The 24237-nt window shown below is 35.4% G+C and carries 24 protein-coding genes; 11 read left to right on the top strand and 13 right to left on the bottom strand.

Annotated features, from left to right (window positions below; translation table 11 throughout):
• Positions 1-131: 131 nt before the first annotated feature.
• Entirely contained in the window at positions 132-581 is a 450-nt protein-coding gene (locus KG732_RS07315; RefSeq protein WP_300980384.1) for a hypothetical protein, read from the bottom strand.
• Between the two features lie 330 nt (positions 582-911).
• On the opposite strand from KG732_RS07315, the gene KG732_RS07310 reads away from it, so the two are divergent.
• Positions 912-1346 carry an Hsp20/alpha crystallin family protein gene (locus KG732_RS07310; RefSeq protein ID WP_213521978.1) on the top strand — a complete coding sequence of 145 codons (435 nt, stop codon included), beginning with the start codon at positions 912-914 and terminating at the stop codon, positions 1344-1346.
• A gap of 192 nt (positions 1347-1538) precedes the next feature.
• On the opposite strand, the gene KG732_RS07305 is transcribed toward KG732_RS07310, so the two are convergent.
• Positions 1539-2270 (bottom strand): superoxide dismutase, encoded by a 732-nt coding sequence (locus KG732_RS07305; RefSeq protein ID WP_300980382.1) that lies wholly within the window; start codon positions 2268-2270, stop codon positions 1539-1541.
• A gap of 459 nt (positions 2271-2729) precedes the next feature.
• On the opposite strand from KG732_RS07305, the gene KG732_RS07300 reads away from it, so the two are divergent.
• Together KG732_RS07300 and KG732_RS07295 are read left to right on the top strand one after the other, a co-directional pair.
• Positions 2730-5336 carry a PAS domain-containing sensor histidine kinase gene (locus tag KG732_RS07300; protein WP_213521976.1) on the top strand — a complete coding sequence of 869 codons (2607 nt, stop codon included), beginning with the start codon at positions 2730-2732 and terminating at the stop codon, positions 5334-5336.
• A 91-nt stretch (positions 5337-5427) separates the two neighbouring features.
• On the top strand, positions 5428-6498 hold the full coding sequence (locus tag KG732_RS07295) for a response regulator (protein ID WP_213521974.1): 1071 nt from the start codon (positions 5428-5430) through the stop codon (positions 6496-6498).
• Positions 6499-7064: 566 nt separating this feature from the next.
• Here KG732_RS07295 and KG732_RS07290 read toward each other — a convergent pair.
• Positions 7065-7718: a BON domain-containing protein gene (locus tag KG732_RS07290; protein WP_213521972.1), complete on the bottom strand. Its 654-nt coding sequence runs from the start codon at positions 7716-7718 to the stop codon at positions 7065-7067.
• Between the two features lie 157 nt (positions 7719-7875).
• Between KG732_RS07290 and KG732_RS07285 the strand changes: the two genes are divergently transcribed.
• Genes KG732_RS07285 through KG732_RS07275 form a run of 3 tightly spaced genes read left to right on the top strand, consistent with a single transcriptional unit; the run spans position 7876 to position 9512 of the window.
• Positions 7876-8652 carry a sigma-70 family RNA polymerase sigma factor gene (locus tag KG732_RS07285; protein ID WP_213521970.1) on the top strand — a complete coding sequence of 259 codons (777 nt, stop codon included), beginning with the start codon at positions 7876-7878 and terminating at the stop codon, positions 8650-8652.
• 41 nt (positions 8653-8693) lie between these two features.
• Positions 8694-9101 carry a hypothetical protein gene (locus KG732_RS07280; RefSeq protein WP_213521968.1) on the top strand — a complete coding sequence of 136 codons (408 nt, stop codon included), beginning with the start codon at positions 8694-8696 and terminating at the stop codon, positions 9099-9101.
• A gap of 51 nt (positions 9102-9152) precedes the next feature.
• The gene (locus KG732_RS07275; protein ID WP_213521966.1) at positions 9153-9512 is read left to right on the top strand and encodes a hypothetical protein; all 360 of its coding nucleotides are present in this window, start codon (positions 9153-9155) and stop codon (positions 9510-9512) included.
• A 706-nt stretch (positions 9513-10218) separates the two neighbouring features.
• Here the strand turns inward: KG732_RS07275 and KG732_RS07270 are convergent.
• From KG732_RS07270 to KG732_RS07260, 3 genes are all read right to left on the bottom strand, one after another.
• A complete protein-coding gene (locus KG732_RS07270) occupies positions 10219-10872 on the bottom strand; it encodes a BON domain-containing protein (protein WP_213521964.1) in 654 nt (217 codons plus the stop codon).
• A 134-nt stretch (positions 10873-11006) separates the two neighbouring features.
• Positions 11007-11399, bottom strand: coding sequence for a hypothetical protein (locus tag KG732_RS07265; protein ID WP_213521962.1), 393 nt, complete (start codon positions 11397-11399; stop codon positions 11007-11009).
• Between the two features lie 110 nt (positions 11400-11509).
• A complete protein-coding gene (locus KG732_RS07260) occupies positions 11510-11857 on the bottom strand; it encodes a carboxymuconolactone decarboxylase family protein (protein ID WP_213521960.1) in 348 nt (115 codons plus the stop codon).
• A gap of 646 nt (positions 11858-12503) precedes the next feature.
• On the opposite strand from KG732_RS07260, the gene KG732_RS07255 reads away from it, so the two are divergent.
• Positions 12504-14477 (top strand): heavy metal translocating P-type ATPase, encoded by a 1974-nt coding sequence (locus KG732_RS07255; protein WP_213521958.1) that lies wholly within the window; start codon positions 12504-12506, stop codon positions 14475-14477.
• Here KG732_RS07255 and KG732_RS07250 read toward each other — a convergent pair.
• The 5 genes from KG732_RS07250 to KG732_RS07230 are packed head-to-tail and all read right to left on the bottom strand — an operon-like array spanning position 14448 to position 18855.
• Entirely contained in the window at positions 14448-15650 is a 1203-nt protein-coding gene (locus KG732_RS07250; RefSeq protein ID WP_213521956.1) for an acetate/propionate family kinase, read from the bottom strand. The genes KG732_RS07255 and KG732_RS07250 overlap by 30 nt on opposite strands.
• 12 nt (positions 15651-15662) lie before the next feature.
• Positions 15663-17771 carry a phosphate acetyltransferase gene (gene pta, locus KG732_RS07245; RefSeq protein ID WP_213521954.1) on the bottom strand — a complete coding sequence of 703 codons (2109 nt, stop codon included), beginning with the start codon at positions 17769-17771 and terminating at the stop codon, positions 15663-15665.
• Between the two features lie 10 nt (positions 17772-17781).
• Positions 17782-18147, bottom strand: coding sequence for an arsenate reductase family protein (locus KG732_RS07240; protein WP_213521952.1), 366 nt, complete (start codon positions 18145-18147; stop codon positions 17782-17784).
• 2 nt (positions 18148-18149) lie between these two features.
• A complete protein-coding gene (locus KG732_RS07235) occupies positions 18150-18356 on the bottom strand; it encodes a hypothetical protein (RefSeq protein WP_213521951.1) in 207 nt (68 codons plus the stop codon).
• 49 nt (positions 18357-18405) lie between these two features.
• On the bottom strand, positions 18406-18855 hold the full coding sequence (locus tag KG732_RS07230; RefSeq protein WP_213521949.1) for a hypothetical protein: 450 nt from the start codon (positions 18853-18855) through the stop codon (positions 18406-18408).
• 287 nt (positions 18856-19142) lie between these two features.
• On the opposite strand from KG732_RS07230, the gene KG732_RS07225 reads away from it, so the two are divergent.
• Positions 19143-19364 carry a hypothetical protein gene (locus tag KG732_RS07225; RefSeq protein ID WP_213521947.1) on the top strand — a complete coding sequence of 74 codons (222 nt, stop codon included), beginning with the start codon at positions 19143-19145 and terminating at the stop codon, positions 19362-19364.
• Positions 19365-19382: 18 nt separating this feature from the next.
• Entirely contained in the window at positions 19383-19982 is a 600-nt protein-coding gene (locus tag KG732_RS07220; protein WP_213521945.1) for a WG repeat-containing protein, read from the top strand.
• 704 nt (positions 19983-20686) lie between these two features.
• Here KG732_RS07220 and KG732_RS07215 read toward each other — a convergent pair.
• On the bottom strand, positions 20687-21067 hold the full coding sequence (locus tag KG732_RS07215) for a hypothetical protein (RefSeq protein ID WP_213521943.1): 381 nt from the start codon (positions 21065-21067) through the stop codon (positions 20687-20689).
• Positions 21068-22513: 1446 nt separating this feature from the next.
• On the opposite strand from KG732_RS07215, the gene KG732_RS07210 reads away from it, so the two are divergent.
• Together KG732_RS07210 and KG732_RS07205 are read left to right on the top strand one after the other, a co-directional pair.
• The gene (locus KG732_RS07210; protein ID WP_213521941.1) at positions 22514-23053 is read left to right on the top strand and encodes a hypothetical protein; all 540 of its coding nucleotides are present in this window, start codon (positions 22514-22516) and stop codon (positions 23051-23053) included.
• A 167-nt stretch (positions 23054-23220) separates the two neighbouring features.
• Entirely contained in the window at positions 23221-23451 is a 231-nt protein-coding gene (locus tag KG732_RS07205) for an XRE family transcriptional regulator (protein ID WP_213522522.1), read from the top strand.
• 83 nt (positions 23452-23534) lie between these two features.
• On the opposite strand, the gene KG732_RS07200 is transcribed toward KG732_RS07205, so the two are convergent.
• Positions 23535-24053, bottom strand: a complete 519-nt coding sequence (locus KG732_RS07200) for a hypothetical protein (protein ID WP_213521939.1) — start codon at positions 24051-24053, stop codon at positions 23535-23537.
• Between the last annotated feature and the right edge of the window lie 184 nt (positions 24054-24237).

Below are 24237 nucleotides of genomic sequence, written 5' to 3'. Positions count from 1 at the left end.
AACAGTTATAAAAGGGTTGTACTTCTGTTGACAGAAAAACAATCACGGTACAATTTGCCCTAGATGTAAGAATCAAAGTACTTCTGCGCCATCCTTCTAATTGCAAAAGAACGGAGCCTAGCGTTTAAAAATCAAATTAAGAACGACTGGTGCAGCACCTGCACATTGCGTTTGACAAAAGGAGGGGGGTAATCTACAAAAACAACATCAGTAAGTGGTTGTACACCAAATTGACTGATATAAGAATAGGCGAATAAGGCAACAAAGACCTGTTGCTCCAAGCTAAGTTTTGAGAAATGATCTTTTAAATCATCTTGCCCTGTGATTATTAACTGCTCGTCTGAACAACAGGACTGTTTTTTCATCTCTTGATGGTCACAACTTAAAGTTACAACTGCCTTTTCCATTTTGCAAGAAGCTGCATTGTGGAAGAAGGAGTAATCCACCATCGTATCCCCACAATAATGCATATCTATAGTGAATGACATTGTAGTCACAAGTACTGCAAAAGCCATAACAACTGCTATTGATCTATGGAATCGTTGTTTCATTATATCACAAATATAATTTTTTTTTTTCATTTTGATAATATTTAATCGATTTGCTCTCTTTTGAAAGTGTGATCACATCATCATGAAAAGCTGCAGTATACAATAAGACAAATAAGAACCCTTATAACACTAAACAAACTTAAATTTTTGGAAGCCGGGTTTTGTATTCTTAGCATCTGCTAAGTCTTTATTATTCTGAAAAGATTAACTAGATCAAAAGCGGTATTTTATTTGTACGAACCATAGGGACCTGCACAAAACATCAAAATTAGAATGTACTTCTGACCTAAGTCATTTCTCTTTAGTTGTCTTACTTCTAACTTCGCCAATAAATATTGTCTAACTAAATACTATAAAATTATGTCACTAGTAAAATTTAAAAGAACACCTATTGGAAACCTCATGACCACTGACCTTTTTGATAATGACGGTTTTTTTGAGAACCTGTTATGGAACAAGAAGCTAGATCAGCCAGCTTTGAATATTAAGGAAACGGATGATTCTTTCGAAGTAGAATTAGCGGCTCCTGGATTTGACAAGAAAGATTTTGATGTCACAATTGAAGAAGGCTGTTTAAAGATCACTGCAGAAAAATCAAGTTCAAAAGAAGAAAAGGAAGACAATTACACTCGAAAAGAATTTAACTATAATTCTTTTGAAAAAAGGCTTCAACTTCCTGATTCTGTTCAAGAAGACCACATAAAAGCAGCATATAAAAATGGGATCCTTAGTTTTAACCTCTTCAAAAAAGAAGAAACTAAAAACAAAAAGCCTCTGAAAGTAGCGATAGCTTAAACCAAGAAATCTAGGACTTAAAGTAGGAGATCAAAATTGATCTCCTACTTTTATATCTAGCAAGTTGATTGCCCTGAGTTTCTAGCACTGATACTCTAAGCTAAAATAGAATCAAATAAGCTATTCCAATAGTGTCGTGAGGTGTGGTGAACAGCTATCAAGATGTATTCCAATTATAGACCGACTTATAGGTTATACCATTCTACCTTCTACTTGCTCCCAATTTATGATATTTAAGATTTTTCTGAGGTATTCGGCTCTTCTGTTTTGATACTTGAGGTAGTAAGCATGTTCCCAAACATCAATTCCCAATATAGGGGTTCCCTTAATCACGGAGATTTGCATCAAAGGGTTATCTTGATTGGGGGTAGATGTAATATGAAGTTTTTTATCCTTATCCTGAACCACCCAAGCCCAACCAGAACCAAAACGCTTTTGGCCTGCTTCTGCCAACTCCTTCATAAAAGCCTCTACAGATGCAAAATCTTCTCTTATTTTAGCTTTAAAAGCTGTGCTCATCTTACTTCCTCCTGGAGTTAAAACATCCCAATATAAGTTATGATTATAATAACCTCCCCCTTGATTACGCAGCTCATCCGTTAAGTTTTCCTTACTTAAAATACCTTCTATGGTGTTGCTAGATATAGCAACCTCTTTTAAAGCAGCATTCAGTTGATCTGTATACCCTTGATGATGCTTTGTATAATGTAACTCCATGGTTAGAGGATCAATGGTATCCGGAAAAGCATCATAAGCATAAGGAAGTGGAGGTAATTTAAATGTTGGCGCTACTGAACTTAGAGTCGTTTTCATAATTTGCTCATTTTTAGTTGCTGATTTACAAGCAGACAACAGCACAGTAGGTGCCATATAAATACCCACCATACCCCAAATAGCTTGTTTTATAAATTTCCGTTTGTTCATTATTATTAGTTATTATTTTTTCTTTACCATCAAGAAACATCTCATAAAGTATCGGCATCACTTGTAACGCATTCAACTGCAGTCAGTTGTTACTCAAATTTTCGGTGCTTTCTATGCAATAAAGTACCCCCACAATTATATGCCATGCAACTACAAGTTTTCCTCTTGTGTACGGTTGCCCTTTGAGTTTTAGAACTCTTATGATATTCAAATTTATTTTCTATAAAAAACCTAAAAAATGATTTGGATCAGTAGCATTAAATTTTTAATCACAAATACGACCTGCCTGATTCGTTTAAAACACCTGAATAACAGATAAATGACATGAGAAATATCATTTTAAGAACTAGCTCTTTCTCCTATTTTTGAAAACAGTTACCATGGAAAATCAACCGTTTGAGGTTATAAGTTATTCCATAAGTGTTTTCGCGTTAATGCTGAATTATAACTAGTGTCGCTATGAAAAAATCTCAAGAGCTTCCCAATCCATTCCAAAGGAATTTAGAATCTTACTTTGATGCACTACTTGTAGCCAATAACCAAGAAATAATTCAACAAGTACATCGTGCGGCTTGTTATTTTTTTGCTTTCGCGAAAGCGAGACTCATCGGATTAAAAATAAGAGCACTAATTCCTAAACTATCAAAAACCAATAAGGATCAGAAGGCAGTTTGGTTTCCTAAAAAAGATGACTGTTTTCTTTTATCGGGACTTCAATTAGCTGATTTTTATACCAATAAGCTTTCGAAAAGGATTATTCATACTGCAACTAGTAAAAGTAGTCCTATGAATTTATGGACTCTAAATAGCAATAAAAGGGAACTTGACCATCTCAATAGTTCAGATTTTTATAACGGTATTGATAGTGGTATCACCTACAAATCTAAAGTAATATTAAAAACTGAATACCAATCTTCAAGAAGTGCTGTCGTCCAAATACCAACCAAAAAAGGTCCGGCATCTATGGATGTAAGTAAAAACCTTAGCAAAATTAAAAAAGTTAGACCTGGTCATAAAACGCGAGCTGGTGGTAATAAAAAAACAGCCCTGCTGTATCATGCAGCTGTATATCTAAAAAACATTACCTATCAGGATTTTCAGAAAATATGCCTTGGGATATCTGAGCAAATAAAAAATATCAACCAAAAGAAGAAAGCCGAATTTGAATTAAAAAAAGAAAAAGTGGCGCGCTGCTCTCCCTTATATCATTCTTCATGTATTTTTTTAATAATCAATGCACAACATAAAATCGAATTTGCCAATAGGAAAGCCTCTGATCTATTTAAAACCCCATATAGAGAATTCATTGGTAAAGACTGGTTTGAATCTTACATACCTCAGCGCCACAGGAACCGATTATCCAACTTATTTGATCAAATAATAAAAAGCGAAATCACGAGTCCTAGAGAATATAAACATGCTGTCTTAATTGACAATACAAAAAGACAAATTCAATGGCAGAATGAGGTTTTAAAAAATCATGACACCAAATTAAAACTTATAGTTAGTGAGGGAATTGATGTAACTATACCAACTATTAACCCTTATGCATCAAAGGGACTTGGAATTCAAAACGATACCTTATTTTATAGGTTTCCTCATATGATGTTTATTGAGGATTGCGATGGCAATTTTCTAGAATTTTATGGATCAGAGCCCCACAAACTATTGGTTACTAAGGATATAATTACAGAGAAGGGTCTGAAAGATATTCTTCCCGCAACTATATGCGAGTTGATTTGTCACGCACAGCTGCGCGTTTACCATAACAACCAATCAGAACGGGTAGCATACAAGATTAATGAGCCTAACCAAACAATCTGCTATGGAGCGCGCATTTCCTCAATATATGGAGGTAATTTACTTAGCATTATCAGAGATCTAAAAGTAGATAACCCATTTGAAGAAGGTCTAAAAGACCCTAAAGAACAACTAAAAGTATATGCCCATAGCCTGGAGGCAAAAGTAAAACAGCGTACCGAAACTTTAATGACTGCTCTAGATCAATTGCTTACCTCTAACTTACAACTAGAGGAACAGATAGTAGAAACCCAAGAAGCCAAAAAAAGAGCCTTGGTAAATAAAACCCTATCCATGCAAATTGCAAAAAACTTTCCTAATGGATTTATAATTGTCTTTGACTCTAAAATTAAAATATTTCTGATAGAAGAACAGGGAATAAGAAAATTAAAGTTAGATAAAGTTATTTCAGAAGATATGTCGGTAGATGAACTCGCCCTATTTCCTGAGCGCCAAAAAGAAAAACTTAAAGAACAAATTTTAAAGACTATTGAAGGCAAGCACCTCCAACTAGAAATTGAATACAGCAAAAAACACTTTGCTATAAACACCAAACCGTTATTCAATAAAAACGGCATTATTTCAAGTGCTTTATTTGTCTACAACGATATCAGTGTTCAAAAAAAAACTGCCCTTAAGGCCCAAAATGCTCTAAAAAAAGAACAAGAGTTAAGCGAATTAAAATCCCGATTTATTTCTATGGCTTCTCATGAGTTTAGAACGCCTCTGACGGCTATTTTATCTTCCGCCATTTTAATTGAAAAATTAAATGCCTCAGGTAAAGAAGATCAAAGGCTACGGCATGTTTCCAAAATCAGGTCCAGTGTTAAAAATCTTGTAGTTATCCTCAATGACTTTTTATCGTTAAGCAAATTACAAGAAGGAAAAGTATCTCCTGAACTAACCGAATTTAATATTATTGATTTTGTAAAATCGGTGGTTGAAGAAATTGAAATTATCAAGAAAGATGGACAAAACATTATTATGAAGCATCAATCATCAAGTGTAGAGGTCTTTCTAGAGGTACAGCTATGGAGACATATCTTGTTTAATTTACTATCTAATGCAATCAAGTACTCGGAAAAAACAAAGGAAAATAGCATCAGTATTTGTAGTGTTAACCCGCGATCATTGTTAAAAGTTACCGATCAAGGCATAGGTATCCCTATCGAAGACCAAGTACACATGTTTGAACGCTTTTATCGCACCCATAATGCCGTAAATATAGAAGCAACTGGATTGGGATTAAATATTGTAAAACAGTAGGTCAAGCTTATGGGAGGAACGATTCGGTTTAAAAGTAGCGAAAAGATAGGCTCCAGCTTTTGTGTTGAATTTCCAATAAATAAAAAAGAATATGAAAAAAATATTATTAATTGAAGATAATCCAGTGGTTAGAGAAAATACGGCTGAAATTCTGGAGCTGGAAAATTATAATGTCACGACAGCCGAGAATGGTAAGAAGGGAATTGAAGAGGCTTTAAAGCACCTTCCTGATATTATCATATGTGACATTATGATGCCTGTACTAGATGGTTATGCTGTTTTTGAAAGCCTCAGTCAACATGTAAAAACAGCTCATATTCCCTTTATCTTTCTCACAGCAAAATCTGAAAAAGCAGAAATAAGAAAAGGGATGAATTTAGGAGCTGATGATTACCTAACCAAACCTTTTCAAGAAAACGAATTGTTAGAAGCCGTTGTTTCAAGGTTAAAAAAATACAGTTTCTTAGAGCAAGAGTTTTCAAAAGACATCAAAGGGATTAATCAATTTTTTGATGGAGTAGCTTCCCAAAAAGGTATGGAGGGCCTTTCCATGGACCGTTCTATTAAAATATTTAAAAGAAAGGATTTTGTTTTTATGGAAGGAGATACCGCTCATAAACTTTACTTGGTCCAAAGTGGTTCTATTAAAACCTATAAAACCACTGATACGGGCAAGTCTTTTGTTACTGGAATCTTTGGACCAGGCCAATTTATTGGGCAGTTATCACTACTAGCAAATAAAACTACTTATAGTGATACCGCATGTGTTTTAGAAAAATCAGAAATTATTGAGATCCCAAAGAATGATTTTACCACGCTTATTTACGGCGATCAGCTCATTTCTAGTAAGTTCATTACGATGATTTCAAATGATTTGATTGAACTTCAGGAACAATTAGTGAGCATGGCCTTTGAGTCCGTCAGACAACGGTTGGCAAAAGTTTTATTACAGCTAGATGGCAAGCACACTACTAAGAGTGATGCTCCAAAAGAAATTCATATTTCTAGAGAGGATTTAGCCGGTCTTCTAGGCACTGCAACAGAAACAGCTATTAGAATGTTAACTAATTTTAAAGACGAAGGTCTCGTAACAATTAATGGGCGACGCAACATTGTCATTCAGAAAAAAGAAGACCTAGAAGAAATTATTCATTTTGGATAAAGGAAATTATTGTAGAAGTGTTTAGAATTCCCGAAGAGCTTCATCGTATAAAGTTAAAAATGTCTCATTTCAAAAAACAGACTGTCAAAAATGAATAAAATAGAAACGGGAAGCAAAAGCTTCCCGTTTCCTGTGAAGGAATTACTATACTTCTATTGTTTTTTTAACTGTTAAAGCGCCTATTTCTAGAATGCTATCCAGATAAAATATCAAAGAAATTATTCATTACTTCACAATGCCTTAATTTACTTTTTAAGTATTTTAAGGTCATATTTTTAAGGAAGCTGAAACATTTTCATGTTACAACTTCCTTGAAGATATCTCATGTAAATAAAGTTTATCTGGATTTAAGAACATCCCTATTGCTAGAAACATCAAAATACAACCAACTTTAAATACTTTGTGACAACTTCAAGACTCAATGATATTGCTACCCCTCGAATCTATAATTTTAATACTTAATAAGAACATGTCCCTAATTATACTGCTAATTTAAGAGGGTTTTGAAAAGTGGTAAATGACCTAGGTCATAAATACTATATTTAACAATAAAAACTTTAATTTTTTTAGTACACCACTTCTAATTCATTTTCAACTTCAAAAACTCCGGGAGCAAAATAAGCTGTTTTTCTCGCTTCATTTTTTTCTGATATCGAATGAACTTTACCTCGTAACTTTACCTTGTGACCCTCTACATCTACGGAAATATTCTTTGCATCTACCTGAGCCATGCGTTCAAAAGCTTTTGTAATCTTCTCCTTGATATCTAATGGTTCTACCTCTTGTTTAATAGAAATTGTATTACTGACTCCGCGCACACCAAGAAGATTCTGGACGGCTCGTTTGGCGGCTATTTTTTGATAATTCCATTCCACCTCTCCTGATAAATAAATCCATCCGTTCTCTACCTTTATTTCAATATCATCTTCCGATACAGACGAATCCCATTTTAAGGAGTCGGCAGCCGCTTTAGCAATTTCTTGATCTGTTTTTTTGTAATTACTTCCGTACTTGACTTGTATATTTTCAGCCACTGCTCTCACACCAGAAACACTTTTTACTGCCCTTTCTGCAGCGCGTTTCTTGGCATAATTATCTACCGTTCCTGTAAGTGTAACAACACCTTTATCCACAACAACACCCACTTGAGTCTCGTCAATGTTAGGTTGCCAAGCTAATTCAGCTAGGACATCTTCTTTAATAGTTGCATCTGATTTCATAATATTCTATTTTTTTTATAAATAAGTTATCCAAATGTAATTGACTTATATAGTACATAAAATGATGTAGATCAGCATTTTAATAAGGTAAAGAACTGACCAATATCATTTTATCTATCCTTCCAAGGTTACATCTTTACGGCTAACTTATTTACCTATGAATACCATTCCCACCAACCTTTCTTACCAAAACAAAAAGGAGTTCCGTGCAGTTGTAACTCAAGCATATTTACAACTGGTTCAATTAAAGAATGAAGGCAATCTTGCTTTATTTCATGCATTAATAATGAAAATTATACCAAAGATAAAGTCCTATGTCAATAGAAGACTTCATATAGCTATGAAAAAAGGAGGCTTTTCCAAAGGAAAATATAAACCCGCTGATATTATTAATCCATTGTTTATTGAACTATATGACAACATTGAAAAAGTTGAAAATGAACAACAGTTTTATTTATGGCTCTATAAAAAGACTAATGAACTTATAGATGAACTCATTATAGAGGAACAATTAGAATACCTTTTTTTAAAAAATATTGATGAGTTTGCTCAAGCTGAATGGGATGAAATGGAAGAGAATTTCAGTACCGATGGTGATGGCGACTTACTGATGATAGAAGAATTAGATGATATATCATATCACCAAAACGATTATAACTTCCATCACCTCTTTCAAGAAGATAATGAAAAGGCCCTCATGGATAAAATCGATAAAAGTATAAGTCATGAAAAAATTGAACACCATATCAAGCTTGTACTCTACCATTTACCCCCCGACATGCGTCAGGTATTTGAACTGTTTACCAATGAGCATCTAAAATTACAAGAAATTGCTCAAATAAGGAATTGTACCCTTGAAGAAGTTCAACATCTGTTAGAAGCTGCTCGAAAATTTCTAAAGCTCAGTCTATTTAACAGATATACCTCTGCTTAAAAATTTCAACAATACAACTATAATTAATAAAAATTACCATTATGGAAACTTTAAAACTAAATCCAAAAACCCAGTATTTATTAAGTGCCGCATTAGATGTTTTACACTACGAAAATGCAGAATGGTTGGATACCATAGCATTCTGGAAAGATGAAATAAGATTCTTTGAAAATTTATTAAAGAAAAAAGAAGCTTCAGGAAAGAACCAAACAGACTACAATAAAATGTTGCAAAATTTAGACGCCATATATAAAGATCTATTTCAAGATCTGGAGGATGATGTAAAGCAACATGAAAAGTTATTATCGGACATAGAGCAAGGTCACAACGGAATGTCAGACGCTTATTATAGAGAACAACATCTACACCTCCTTTCAAAAATAGAAACCTTTACTACAAATTTTAGGATCTTTAAAAAAATTATTTTTAATTACGTGAAAAGCCTTTAGATTTTGTATAACGTACTTCTTTACAACGATAAATATTATAAAGACTTTATTATGAAATTAATAATTTACACCGAAAGATATCATGTATCACATGCCGTTCATAATTTTATGGATTTTTATTATTCCATAAACATGACCTATTTAGCAAGCGATTTATTAGATAAAGGGTTGTCCCCTGAACAAATTACAGATGCTGTTGAAGTCGCTATTAAAATAGCTAACTCATCTGGTATAGAAGCTCACAAACATTTTATGCCGGTTTATAGCGGTAGGGAACAAGGTGTTATAAAAGATTGCAAACTTTCTCATTTAGCCTATAATTTAGTACTTATGAATGCCGATGCTACCCTACATGCAGTAGGTGAATTTCAAGTTAATGTTCTCAAAAGCTTTCTAAACACTAGTTTATAAATTGAACTATACGGTGCTTCTTGAAGCAGTATTTTTAAAAATCTCCTAGAGCTGTTCTTTACTCTGATGAAGTAAATCGATGATTCAACGTCTTAAAAAACCAAACATCCTTAATAAAACTAAACCAACATCAAACGGGGCTGATTGTTTAAGAATATAAACCAATCGCCTTATTTGATACATGCAATATTCCAAAATGACTAACCTGGGTATTTTATAATTTGTCAGGGAGTAAATGAGGTTCCATTAACCATAAATATAATTAGATATATTTCAGCTTGATGTTCCTAAAGTTTTTGAACCTACCACCTTTTAAATTACCCTTATTCGTAGATACCTACCTCCCATTCCTATTCAATAGAAAGGAGCAGTTTTGTTCAGATTTTCAATACCAGCTAAAGTAAATATATCATTTCTACCACGAGTGTACTAAATTAATGGTAATTCATAGCATTCAATTTCAGCATCGGCAAAAACACCAACATGTAACTACAGATCATCTTGATTTATAATTCCTAGATACCGTGATCTATAAAGAGTTGACTCCAATTGTAATTATTACTAGCAAATCTTGCTGAAGCAGCTGCTAATAACAATTCCGAGTGATGCGGATTAACAGCGTACAGCCCTAATTCCGTAAAAGAATTAAGGCTGTTGTTGTGCAAATGAATCCTGTCTAACTGGCGCTAGATCATTTAAAAAAGGCCTAATTACTTACTTCTAATTCGTCATCAACTGTCCACACACCAGGAGAAGTGTAGGCTGTTCTTCTAGCTACCTCTTTTTCTTTTGAAGATGTTACGGTGCCGGTCAATTTGATTCGATGTCCATCGGCTTGTACTGAAATATTTTTAGCATCTACCTCAGCAGAACGTTCGAATGCCTTTTTGATTTTGTTTTTAATATCTGCGGCATCCACTGTATTTTTCAAGGTAATATTGTTAATAACGTATCGAACGCCGGTTAGGTTTTCTATGGCTTTTTTAGCGGCATTTTTTTCAAATTCCCACATGACTTCACCAGTTAAGTATACCCAGCCATCTTCCACTTTTACCTCTATGTTATTTTCGGGTATAGAAACATTCCACTTTAAAGCATTGACTACTGCAGCGGCAATATCTGAATCTGTTTTATGGTAATTATCGCCGTATACCACTTCAATGTTCTCTGCAACTGCTTTCACTCCCACGACGCTTTTAGCAGCATTCTCCGCTTCAAGCTTTTTTAAGTAACTGTCTACTGTTCCAGAAAGAGTTACAATACCGTCCTTTACTACTACCCCTATTTGGGTTTCATCGATGCTAGGCTGCCATTCTAATTCATCTAGCACGTCTTTTTTGATACTTGAATCTGTTCTCATAATAAAAGTTTTAAATTAGTAATAGTTGAAAGATATCATAAGAAGAAAGCAACAACAATGACCTAAATCAGGCAATAATTGCAATTTTAGATCAGAGTGAATTCTTATCCAAGCGCGTCAAATAAAAACGCTACTTACCTATAGTTCTCTAAAAATTTAAAAAAATCCTTTTTGAGTTCTGCATAAATATGCCTTTGTGTTTCCAAACGATCTCTAAATTCCATATGCCTTTTAGCTAATTGAATGTCCATAAGCTCCCTACTCATTTTACTCTGTGCAGCGATGCGATTCTCGTGTTCTTCTATGGTTTCTTGTAAGTCTTCAATAACACCACCGTGAAGAATAAATTCATTTTGATAATGTTCTAATTGCGCCAGCACCTCTTTGTTGGTCCAACGGGGAACAATTTCACTTAAGCGATTTTTAAAGAATTTCAACTCATCTTTCCAAAAAGCAAGTTCTCCCATCCATAGCTGGTGTTCAAAATGCATATTAGAGTTGCATAACATTTCTTTTGACGTTTCCATAGCTTTTCAGTTGTTAACTAAGTTTTTCCAGCTTTCGCGAAAGCAACAACAAATTAGACCCCTTCCTATTAAAAAGCCTGTTTCAAGTAACTGCATTCCGTCTTTATAGGCTATTCTTTACTGGCTTTAAATTGTTCAAGAGCTTGCATCGCCTCACCACCGTAAACCAATGCTGGCCCACCTCCCATACAAATAGCCACCCCTATAGTTTCTAAAATATCTTCTTTTGTCGCGCCTGCCTTAAGGGCATCGTGTACATGAAAAGCAATACAACCATCACAATGCACAGCAATAGCAATACCTAAAGAGATGAGTTCTTTCGTCTTAGAAAGTAGTGCGCCATTTGCCACACTCGCTTTGTGAAGAGCGGTAAAACCATTCATCGTGTCTGGAATCTTAACCCTTAGTTGCTCCATTTGTGAAGTGACCTCTTGATACTTTTCTATATAATTTTTCATTGCTCTGTGTGTTGAGATTTTAGCCTTGTTACCAAAATACAGCATCAAAAGTATTTTAAAAGCTTATTTTCAAAAATGACCTTCGTCATTTCACTAGTGTTTTTTCCTCAGTTTCTTTGACACACAATAACGTCATTATGAAAAACAACCCGCTTCTTACCTTTTCTCTTTTGTTTGCTGTTTTACTTTCTTTGGGAAGTTGTGCACCAATTATTCTATCACCGACTCCCCATCAACCTCCACCTGCGTGGTTTTACCCTGGTCGATTGGAGTTGGTACGTTATGTTTATTTTCCTGACTATTTCATTTACTACGATCTTGCTACAAGAAATTATTTATACTTAGAAAATAATGTTTGGATGCGTGTCCATGTCTTACCAGAACGGTTCAGATCCATCAATTTTAATAGGAGCCGATTTGTTCGTGTCCGTGGTTATCGCGACGATGCAATTCGCAACTATCACCGATCAAATTACCCCAATAGTCCTCGCTACAGTAGAAGCAACAGATCCAGAGGAAGGAGTAATTGAATCACATCTTGTGAGACTTTATTTCACCAGGGATTTTACCCCATTAACTTGACGAACTGCTCATTTAGGTCAGACTTACGAATTAAAGTGTTAAATTGAGGCGAAAGTTATTTTTCATGGTAGTACAGCAAGAAGAGGTTCACACTCGCAGTTTTCATTCCATCTCAAATAATACAACAGAACTGTTTTTTGCGCTTTTCTGTGGTGTTTTTCTATTGAATGGTTTTTTGATGGAACAATTCACCACTTTAACTTCATGGACGTCCCTCTCCAGCTATATCATCTCCTACTTTTTTGGAGGCTATTTTATTTCTATAGTAGCTACTAAAAAAATCATACAAGGTGGTTTTGATATCGATTTTCTTATGATTGCCGCCGCCGCCGGAGCAGCATATATAGACAAATGGGCAGAAGGTGCATTATTGTTATTTCTTTTTAGTTTAGGTCACGCTCTCGAACATTACGCTATGGATAAAGCTAAAAAATCCATTAAAGCCTTAGGTGAATTGACTCCAAAAACAGCCCTATTAAAAAAGGAAGGCACACTAAAAGAAGTCGCTATAAAAGACTTGCGTATTAATGATGTTATTGTTGTAAAGCCCCATTCCAAAATTGCAGCCGATGGAGTCATTATTCATGGCAGTAGCAGTATCAATCAAGCACCAATTACAGGAGAAAGTATACCAGTTGATAAAACATTTATAGAAGACAGCACCAACCTCGCCTCCTTTGATCAAATAGAAAAAAAACACATCGTTTTTACAGGAACCATCAATGGTGATCATAGCCTGGATGTTCTAGTGCTTAAATTGAGTAAAGATTCTACTGTATCTAGGCTAATAAAAATGGTCAGTGAAGTGGAAACCCAAAAATCACCCACCCAAAGACTTACTAAAAAATTTGAAAAATGGTACGTCCCTTTAGTGATTTTGATGGTGGCATTATTGTGTTTTGCATTTTTAATTATTGAAGAAGACTTTGATACTAGCCTGTATAGGGCAATTAGCGTTTTAGTCGCGGCCAGTCCTTGTGCGCTTGCTATTTCAACTCCTAGTGCCGTTTTAAGTGGCATTGCAAGAGCTGCTCAAAAAGGAGTGCTCATAAAGGGTGGGAAAGCTTTGGAGCAATTGGGGGAAATTACTAGTATAGCATTTGATAAAACAGGAACCTTAACAGAAGGAAAACCAAGGCTTACTAATGTCATACCTATAAATGAATTAAAAGAAAGAGATTTTGCACAATTAGTACTGGAAGTAGAAAGCCTGAGCAACCATCCCTTAGCTAGAGCTATAGCAAAAGATCTTAAAAGCTGGTATTCTATAGAAGTGACTAATCAAGCTGAACATGTTGTTGCTATTCAAGGAAAAGGGATTCAAGCTACGTATCTTCAAGAAAAAGTTCTTATTGGAACTAAGAGCTTGATGGAAAGTGTTGCTATAGAGTTGGATCAAGACCTAAATTCTAAAATGGAACAGCTTTTAAAAAACGGTCATACCGTAATGATAGTAGCATTTAAAAACAAAATCGCTGGAATAATAAGCGTTATGGATACGCCAAGAAATACAGCCGCTAGCACTCTGAAACGCTTAAAAGAAATCGGTATTAAACACATGATCATGCTTACTGGAGATCATCAACATGTGGGAGATGCGATCGCCCGCCAAATTGGTTTGACCGAAGCTAAAGGCAACTTATTACCCGAAGATAAAGTAGAAGCCATCAAATCCCTTTTGCTTCGTGACGGCAAAATAGCCATGGTAGGAGATGGTGTCAACGATGCGCCTGCGATGGCCCTAAGTACAGTTAGTATTGCCATGGGAGCTGCTGGTAGCGATGTCGCATTAGAAACTGCTGATGTTGCCTTAATGTCGGACAAAATTGAGAATTTACCATTTGTAATAGGACTTAGCAGGGCTTCTAAAAGGGTTATAAAACAAAATGTTTGGATCAGTTTAGGGGTAGTTGTAGTATTGGTTCCAGCAACTATATTGAGCCTCACAACTATTGGTTTAGCCGTCGTTTTCCACGAAGGCTCAACTTTAATCGTTGTTCTAAATGCCTTAAGATTGCTTCGTTTCAATAAGGCATAACTGAAAGGTTTGTTTGGCAATTTCCAACTCCTCATTAGTTGGTATCACAAGTATCTTTACTTTGGACACCGCCCTGTTGATTTCCCTAACAGCATTAGAACGCTGTTCATTTTTTGTGTTGTCCAGGTCCATTCCGAAGTACTCCATTTCGGTACAAACTTTTTTTCTGAGCACACTAGAATTCTCCCCTATTCCAGCAGTAAAAACTACAGCGTCCAGACCGTTCATGGCAGCTGCATAAGCGCCTATGTACTTTTTAATTCGGTAGGCATTCATTTCTAGAGCTAGTATACAATCTTTACTCCCGTTGTTGGCGGCTAGTTGCACCTCTCTTAAATCGGTATAACCCGTGAGCCCATACATGCCGCTTTCCTCATTTAAAATACGCTGTATTTCTTTGAGATCATATCCCAAATGTTGAATGAAGTAAAAAATAATAGCGTGATCGATGTCACCGCTTCTGGACCCCATTATAAGACCATTAGAAGGCGCAAAACCCAAACTATGATCCACACTTTTCCCGTCTATAAGTGCAGTGATGCTGCAACCGTTACCTAAATGAATGCTTATGATTTTAGACTCTTTTAAGCCTAGGTATTCTGTTGCTTTTTCAGAAACATATTTGTGACTTGTCCCGTGAAAACCGTAGACCTGTATGCCATCTTCTTTGTAAAATTTATTGGGTATCGCATACTTTTTGGCCTTTTCGGGTAGACCTTGAAAAAAGGCTGTGTCAAATACTGCTATTTGTTTTGCAGAAGGAAAAAACTGTTCTGCTATAAGAATTCCTTCTAGATTATTTGGGTTGTGTAAAGGGGCTAGAGAGGAAAACTCTTTGATTTTACTCTTCACCTCAGCAGTGATTATAGTTGTATTTGAAAACAACTTCCCGCCATGTACCACACGATGACCCACAGCATTGATATCTTCTATGCGTTCTATGACGCCTTTATCTTCATGCAATAATAGATTTACAATTTTATGAAATCCGTCTTTATGAGTTGTTATAGTTCCTGTTTCAGTAATCTCACTACTAGGTGTCTTGTAGGTAAGTACTGCATCAATACTGCCTATGCGTTCTAGAATTCCGTTACAAATCATCTGCTCAGAGGGCATTTCAAATACTTGAAATTTAATAGAAGAACTTCCTGCATTGATAACAAATATCTTCATATTTTTTAAAAATTATACTCCTTGGGCTTGAATCGCGGTAACCACAACAGTGTTAAAAACATCTTCTACCGTACACCCTCGACTCAGATCGTTCACGGGTTTATTTAATCCCTGAATGATAGGTCCAATGGCTAGGGCTTTTGTCTCTCGTTGTACTGCTTTATAGGTATTATTGCCTGTATTTAGGTCCGGAAAAATAAATACACTAGCCTGTCCAGCTACTTCAGAGTCAGGCATTTTTGCCTTTCCTATTTTCATATCTACCGCAGCATCATATTGTATAGGACCTTCTACTTTAAGATCTGGGCGTTTTTGCTTAATTAATTCTGTCGCTTTGCGCACACGCTCCACATCTTCGCCTTTTCCAGAAACTCCAGATGAATAAGACAACATAGCAATTTTAGGCTCTATACCAAATGCCAGGCTTGTTGCTGCCGAAGAAATGGCAATTTCTGCCAGCTGTTCTGCTGTTGGGTTGGGATTGATCGCACAATCTCCAAATACCGACACACGATCTTCTAGACACATAAAAAATACAGAAGATGCAATAGTAGCCTCTGGTTTTGTTTTTATGAACTGAAGTGCTGGCTTCATGGTCTGTTGGGTGGTATGAATAGCTCCTGAGACCATTCCATCTGCTTTGCCTTTATAAACCATCATCGTTCCAAAATAAGATACGTCTTGCATCAAATCCCTGGCCGTGGTAAGATTTACATTTTTGTGTTTTCTGAGTTCGCATAATGCTTTCGCGAAAGCGTGCAAATCTACAGATGTTGATGGATTCACTATAGTTATTTGATCCAGAGATAAGTCTATATTGAATACTGCCAATTTATCTTCTATTTGCTTCTTATCTCCCAATAAGGTAATGAATGCTGCATCTGCATCAATAATTTTTTTAGTAGCTCTCAGGATGCGTTCGTCTAGTCCCTCTGGTAGGACGATGTGCTTTTTGTTAGACCTTGCCTGTTTTAACAAATGGTATTGAAACATCCTCGAGGACATTCCTTTGGTTGTATAAGTAACGAGACGCTCTAACAATGCCTCTTCTGGCATATAAGTATCAAAAACCTTTATGGATGCTTCGATCTTTTGGGTGTTTTGAGCTTGGATTTGTGATTTTATAGTACCGATATGATTAGCAACAGAAAAAGCACTCCCTTTTACTGAAATGACGGGAACAGTCTTGGCAAGATCCTCGATGAGTTTCATTATTGCCTCTTCTGGTAAAAGACCACTAGTAAGAAGGATTCCAGATATACTGGGGTAATCAACAGATCTATTTGCTTGTAAAACACCCAATAGTATATCTGATCGATCCCCTGAGGTAATCACCAAACTATTTTCTTTTAAAAGCGGTAGGTAATGCTGTACTTGCATGGCTGCCACACTAAAATCCCCTACTTGATTATTGCTATGAGCAGCTCCAAAAAGAACTTGAGCATTGAGCTCTTGAATAATTTCCTCTATCGAAGGTTGAGACAGAAAAGAAAGGAATGGTATCACACATATAATGAGGTTAGAAGGAAATTGTTTTTTTAATTCTGCACCTATCAATTCTTGGCTCTCTAGCGCTACTTTATTGGCTATCAATGACAAAACATCGACTTCCTTATCTTTAAAAGAGTCATACGCCAATTGAAGATCACCGACTACTCCTTCTAAAGTGCTGCCTTCACCACTAGCCAAAATAATTACTGGAATACCTAAATTTTTTGCAATAACTACATTCATATCAAGTTCTATCATAGCCCCTTGTCCAGAAAAACTGGTGCCTTCTACAATAATAAAATCAAAACGTTTTTCAAGCATCTTGAATTTATCAATAATGGTACTGATGATTTCATCTTCTTTATTTTCATTTATTTTACGCAATAGATCGCTACGTTGAAAAGCATAAGCATCCTCAATTTTCAAATCCAACTTAAAAAAGGAGGTGATCGTATGGATGTGGTTATCTACTTCACCTATCTGGATATCATCGATGACTGGTCTAAAATAGCCTACTTGGAGCACCTTCTTTAACAGCAACTGCAGGAGCCCTAAAGATGCGATGGACTTGCCACTATGAGAAGAAGTAGTGGCAATATAAATAGCTTTATTAGCGCGTGGGTTTGTCATAATATCCCATCTAGATTTTAATAATATCTGCAGGAGTTTCTACAAGAATAGTAATGTCTCCACGCAGTGCTATAGGCTGTTTCATAATCTGCGGATGGTGCTGTATCATTTTAATCCAATCCTCTGTAGATAATTCGTGATGTTCAAAAACAGAAGTGTATGAAGGGTGTTCTTGGTTGACCAGGTCGGCTACTTCTAGATGCAACCTACTGGCAAGTTCTACGATTTGGGTTCCTGTAAGTTTTGTTTTTAAGATATCAATCTCTTGAATAGGCAATCCTTCTGCTTTAGCATAGGCCAAAGTTTTTTTTGCTCTTGTAGACATAGAGTTATAGAATAGGGTAATTTGACGGTGTGATTTTGCTATTTCCCCCATGATCAATTCTTATAAGTTACAAAATGTTGAAGTAATTGCTTTAGGCTATCAAGATAATCTTGCATGGCCTGATCATCCACGTTTGGGTGGCTAGAGGTCGCTAGAGTATCTGGGTTTTCATCTAACCATCGATAAAGCTCTGGATAATTGGTTTTGATGTGTGTTGTAAGTTGGTTGATTTCTAATAGTAAATGATGAAGATTTTTCATAGTCAACATATTATTTTCACTCTAGTATAAGCCATAATAGGGCATCCATTTATTGTGAGATATTGTGGAGTTTCAAGACCAACTCTTCTCCCTCAATGAGGTACTCTGTAACCTTAAAAACTTCTTCCCTATTCTTTCTAAAGTCTATTAAAAATTGAGCGAGATCGTTTTCCAAAGTCTCTTGTTCCTCTCTAAATTGATGTGGATCATACCTAAATGGATCCTCTTTCAATTGAGCAAGACGCAGGTTGATTCGCTCCAATAATAAATTACATTTTTCACCTATAACAATTAAGTTGGCTTCTATTTCTTGAACCCTAGTAATGTGTTCTTTCTTTGAAATCCAAAGAAAATACTTATCGATAATATGGTGTAAAAATCTGAGATCATCAGTGTAAAACATAAGATCTGATTTCCATTGCTCTGATAGTACAGATAGCTTTTGCCAGTCAGCCTCTTGAATATAATTGTCTTTAGGTCTTTTTCTGAAATCGTTCATTATGGGAAGTTTTATAGGGTAAATGTAGAGAGGTGGCTTGCTGTATCAAATGACTTATATCATAAGCCTAGGTATCAATGCCAAGAATACCTATTGCTCTTAAAAATTTTATCTAAAAACAACTCTTGTTTGATGGGGTAAACTAATGAAGGGGCCATCGGCATGCCACTAGAGCATTGCTATTAAAAATGAAGTTGGTAAACTGACCAGAGTCAGTGTTTTTTATACCTGTTTTTAAGACATTTGTAGTTCCTCATTAAAATAGAAGGAAGTTAAAGGGTAAACAGATGCGCATAAATTGTTTAGCACCAAGTACTTACTATACGAAGAGGACTGACGAAGCTGACATCATTGACCCACTTCGAGCAGCGGAACAATACCTCGAAATGGCAAAAGAAAAAAAGGCCGAGATCAACTATATATTTGAAACCTGTTTTCACGCCATCTTTTTATCAGGACATATAGGTCTTGCTAAAAAACGGGCGCCACAATTGTTTATGGTTTTATAACAACATTAAAAAAAAATTATGAGAGCGCTTAGATTAACACTGATATTCCTTTGCTGTTTAATTGGTAGTGGTAGTGCGCAACATCTCGAGAATATTGATGAAATAGGCAATTTTAACGAAGGGCTTTTGGCTATCAACAAAAACAATAGTTGGGGTTTTATAGATGTTAATGGAACACTAGTGGTCGACTTTAGAACAGATATAGCAGCACCCCATGGGCACTCTCCCATATATAGTAATGGACTTTGCCTTATCAAAGAAATACGAGAAAATATATGGTACTACGGGTATATAAATACCAAAGGTGACCTGGTCATCCCCGCCGAATATATAGTGGCTACCGCCTTTGAAAATGATTATGCGAGAGTTATTAAACCCTACAAAACCGAGGTCATAGGGACAAACATGCTAGGAAAGGATATAGTCAGCTATAGTTATCACGAATTACTTATCACGACAACCAACAAAATGGCACTGCACATAAGTGGGCCGCATAACTTATGGTATTATAAATTAAAATTACAACAAGACCTTCCAATGATACACTCTACCTTTATTTCACCACATTTGATAGCTGTTAAAGAAGCTGATAGGTGGAAGATTTTAAAAATAGAATGAGAATATAAAAGTTTAGAATAACCCGCTGTATTATTGTTGATTCCGCTTTCGCGAAAGCGAAATAGAAACACTTAACGTTCCAAATTCATACAACAATGATAGCGTTTTAAAGGTCGGTCGCATTAGTTTTCTAGATAAATGATAATGGTTCTTCTCATATTATTGATATTTTATTTGATACTAGTATAGGCGGTCATTAAAAAATCGATTTATATTTTTAAAAGCTATCCAAAAACCCTAGAGACTCTCTTTTTCTGCAACAAGTTCGGCACAATGCTTGATATTTCTAAGAAACCACCGATGAACGCATTGGAGTATTTTTTTGTGTTAGCGAATTTGTTAAGCTGTACATGTTGCCATCAATTTGCATAACACGGCTTTGCCTCATTGTACTCAGGCACTAGTTATGGTTAAAACCAGTGCAATTGCCTTGTCTGTAAAGAACCTTATACATATAAGCTTTGGCGTAGTAGCCTTTTATAGCAACCCCTGCAATTCCTTAAGGTGGTGTAATTATCTTTAATTTGTTTTACAAGCGCAGATCGTCATGTTAATGACCTCAATCACATCATTAGTAGTGACAACATCTTGTGCATATTGAAAAAACTGGAGATATAGTTATAGGTAAATGGACCACTGTGTCTTATTTGTCACATTCTTAGAAGCCTAATAACGTCCAAATAATGCACTAGGAATAACAAGACTTATCGATGTTCAAAATAACTTCTTACAAATGCCACCTTTTCATTGTCCGTCATTTTATCAGCTGCTATGGTTTCTATACTGATAGAGTTAAAACGTAAATCGCCATGCAAGCGATTAAACAATTCATTTTTAGCATTGGTAGGTCCAAATAGAAGTACGTGATCATATTTTAAAATAACTGCAGCAATTTCCTTATAATAGGCTTCTTGCATTTGCTGTCTTTTATTATGCATCAAGTTTTCACTTCTTTTCAAGGCCTCTTCTTTTGTTTCTATGGTAAAATTGGAGACTATTGAATAATTGTTTTTTTCAGACTCTAGGTCCATCAACTTTGCGTTAGCATGGTCCATCCAAATGCCTAATGTTTTAAGTGTTTTCATTTGTTACCTTTTTAAATTTGAAGTCCTACCACCTAACTTCTAGATCTGTACCAATTGTGAATTTATCCCATTTGAATCGTTTATGCTCCACATTTTAAAGAGTTGATGTTCCAGAGGGAGGAAGCAGCAGCTGGCTGAAGTAGCAATAGCTGGTGAGAGAATGCCCTATGTGTTTTTTACCTTACTTATTTAGATGTACTCATCGGTAAAACTAGGTATTGGACGTAACAGCACCTATGACATAAATCATGAAATTAAAGATCCATCCCATGTCGAGCAGATGTGCGACCTATTTGGCGTTTCGTGCAGTGGTGCCTATATCATCGGTTAGTGAGGGCCTAGCGAGTTGAGTAACACATCAAAAAAACTGCTTAAAGATCCGCTTTACATAAAATAAGATAGTATTTCCGATACTACCGTTGGAATTCTGGGTTGTTTAAGGAGTCCTTAAACACCTTTTATTTTAAAATGTGCCTTCCTCTTTTGATAGTTTCCTCCAAATAAATGATAACTGAACTGCCAGTTTTTTAAAAAACTCTATAAAGTAGCTTCTTTCTAGGGTTCCATACGTGTACTAAGTGAGAACTACTTACCTTTAGCCTAAAATAATATGTAAGAATTAACTTACTTTAATGCTATTAACTGGAATAGGCATGCGAAGTGGCGTGGGTAAGAGCAGCTACAAAGAGTGGCAACACTTTACAACCTAATAAATAACAAAAAACAACACATTAACCGTATCATTAATTCTTGCGGTAGGTTCACTGACATTTGGACAAGACAAATTTATTTACAACCAAGAAGGACTATGTCCAAAGTATGTTGTAGTTGAAATGAATAGCCTTAAGCAAAATGAATTACTTACAAAAACCATTAATTGGATTAAGGAAACCTACAACAATCCTGATGAGGTGATCAAAAAAAGTATCGATAATGAAAAAAGTGCGATTTAAAGGATTTAAAGATAACCTTGTGTGTTCCTGTCAATCGCGTGGTATGGTCTATTGTCATTCTGGTCTTTACACAATTGGAATTTAATTTAAAGACACTAAATACAAATTTACCCCCTTGGAGTATAGCATAGCCTTCCAACAACTTCATATACGTCAGCTGGTATGTTTCCAATTAATTTTATTGATGGTACTGTTTATTATAACGAAAAAGGGAAACTCCATAAAATATTTAAAACAATACCTTCATCTATTGAGACGCTATTTAACGATTTAAACGCTGATTTATCAAATCATTTATTGAGCGAAAAAAAGGAAGATGACAAAGATGATTGGTAATGTGGTATTACAACAATAGTTATGGGTTACAGGGGCTAAGGTGCCAAATTTAAACGAAATGAATATTAAAAACATAATTATAAACGGAAATTGAAGTGCTTTTAATCCCTTACTGCACTTATGCTTGACTATTGTGCAACAGCAAAAAAAAACGACAATGATTGAAAAACAAATACAACTTTTAAGTAAGCAAATTTACAAGCTTGAAAAAAAGGATTTCGACCTTGACGCTTGGAAAGCTGCTACTAATGTAATTTTAGAAAAAATATTTGGCGCCAATAATCAAGGTATTAAAGCAATTGATAAAATTAAGTTTGATAGTGTTACTTGGTCGATTAGAGATACTTCACATTTTTGGAATAATATGTCTTTTTGTAAAAAACAAGCTAAGGCTATAATTGAAGCTTGCATTAACAACCTTTCCAAATTTGGAGAGCCTAAAAATAATAGCGCAGAAAAATCAGACAATAATATCAACCATACTCAGGATCAAAATCAAACAGACCATATCAATATTATAACATCGGCTGTTAAACACGAATTGACCGTTTCTCAATTAAAAGAATTAGATGAACTAAGAAAAGTAGATGAAACAAAATCTGTCATTAAAACGAAGATTATCAATAAATTAAGATCTTTCGGAAGTGATGCATCTTCAAAAATACTTGCAACTATTTTAACTAATCCAAAAATTTAGTGATCTATAATTTTCAGTTTTAGAATACTCATCTGTAGTAGTGTAATTTTATAAAATGTAATGATTTTGAATTAAATGATAGTCGCTTTGATATTCGCCAAATAAACCTCATAACCCCCAAATACTGGTCTCTTAATTTTTAGGCATCTATCATACTCTATAGCAAGATGGAATCTTTAAACGCTTTGGAAAAGATCGCTAGGTTCTTTAATGTTACTCTTGATGAACTTGTTTATATGGATGGAGAGCTGCCACAAGAAGTAGAGATGGAAGATAAGACCACTATGGAACAACTTCAACTCACGCAACAGCTGGACGAGGAAGAGCGCTCTATGAGCTTTAAAATGATGGATTCTTTTCTTTCTAAAAAGAAGTTGAAAAACTTCTTTAATAAATAGGTCGCTTCGCTTTAATTCTAGCGCAATAAAAAAAGGAAAGCTATTTCTAACCTTCCTCTTTTTCTTAACTCTTTTTGTGTAGATCACGAGCGTGACGCTCGCGCCAACTGGGGACGGTTGGATAATCTTGGTGCCCCGTAACCCTTATGTTCCAATCCAAAAGGATAATAATTATTCTCTTCTTTGATCTCAGAACTGCCTACAGAGCCGTTGTTGTTCATATCTTGATAGGACAGTCGTATATGCCTTCCTCTCGCTGCACTGCGTGGCACTCGTCGGAGGCAAGAATGATCTTTGTATTGATAAACATAGTCATAGTTAGATCCATTCTTCTCCATGTATCCTTCTGGATGGGAGAAGAATTTTAACGATTCTACTGAACCATCTTTCTCATAGATATAGTTACCTGCGTAATAGGTGGTTTTGTCCGCAACTGAATTAAATAGTTCTGGTAAGCTTATAAAAATCTCTTTCTTTAATTTAACTCCAGTGGCATCATAGGTGTATCTAATACTTTTATCATCAGCAAATGTTACTGAAGTAGGTAAGTTCAAGTGATTGTAACTTATGGAATTGATATTTTTATTATTGTCTCTGGTCATGTTTCCAGTTAAGTCTGTAAAATATACTTATTTCTTGTGATAAATAGTTCTTCAAAGTATTTTGTATGGTTATCATCCCCACAGCATGATGAAACTTAAAAATTCCTCGCATCACATGTTGGTTTAGCTAAACTTGACATCACAAATTGTGATATCCAAACTTGCAGTCGCAATTTGCGACCAC

It is taken from the genome of Nonlabens sp. (assembly GCF_018401815.1).
Classification (GTDB): Bacteria; Bacteroidota; Bacteroidia; order Flavobacteriales; family Flavobacteriaceae; genus Nonlabens.
The sequence above is the reverse complement of the archived record's forward strand: the minus strand, read 5'-3'. Positions and strand labels throughout refer to the sequence as shown.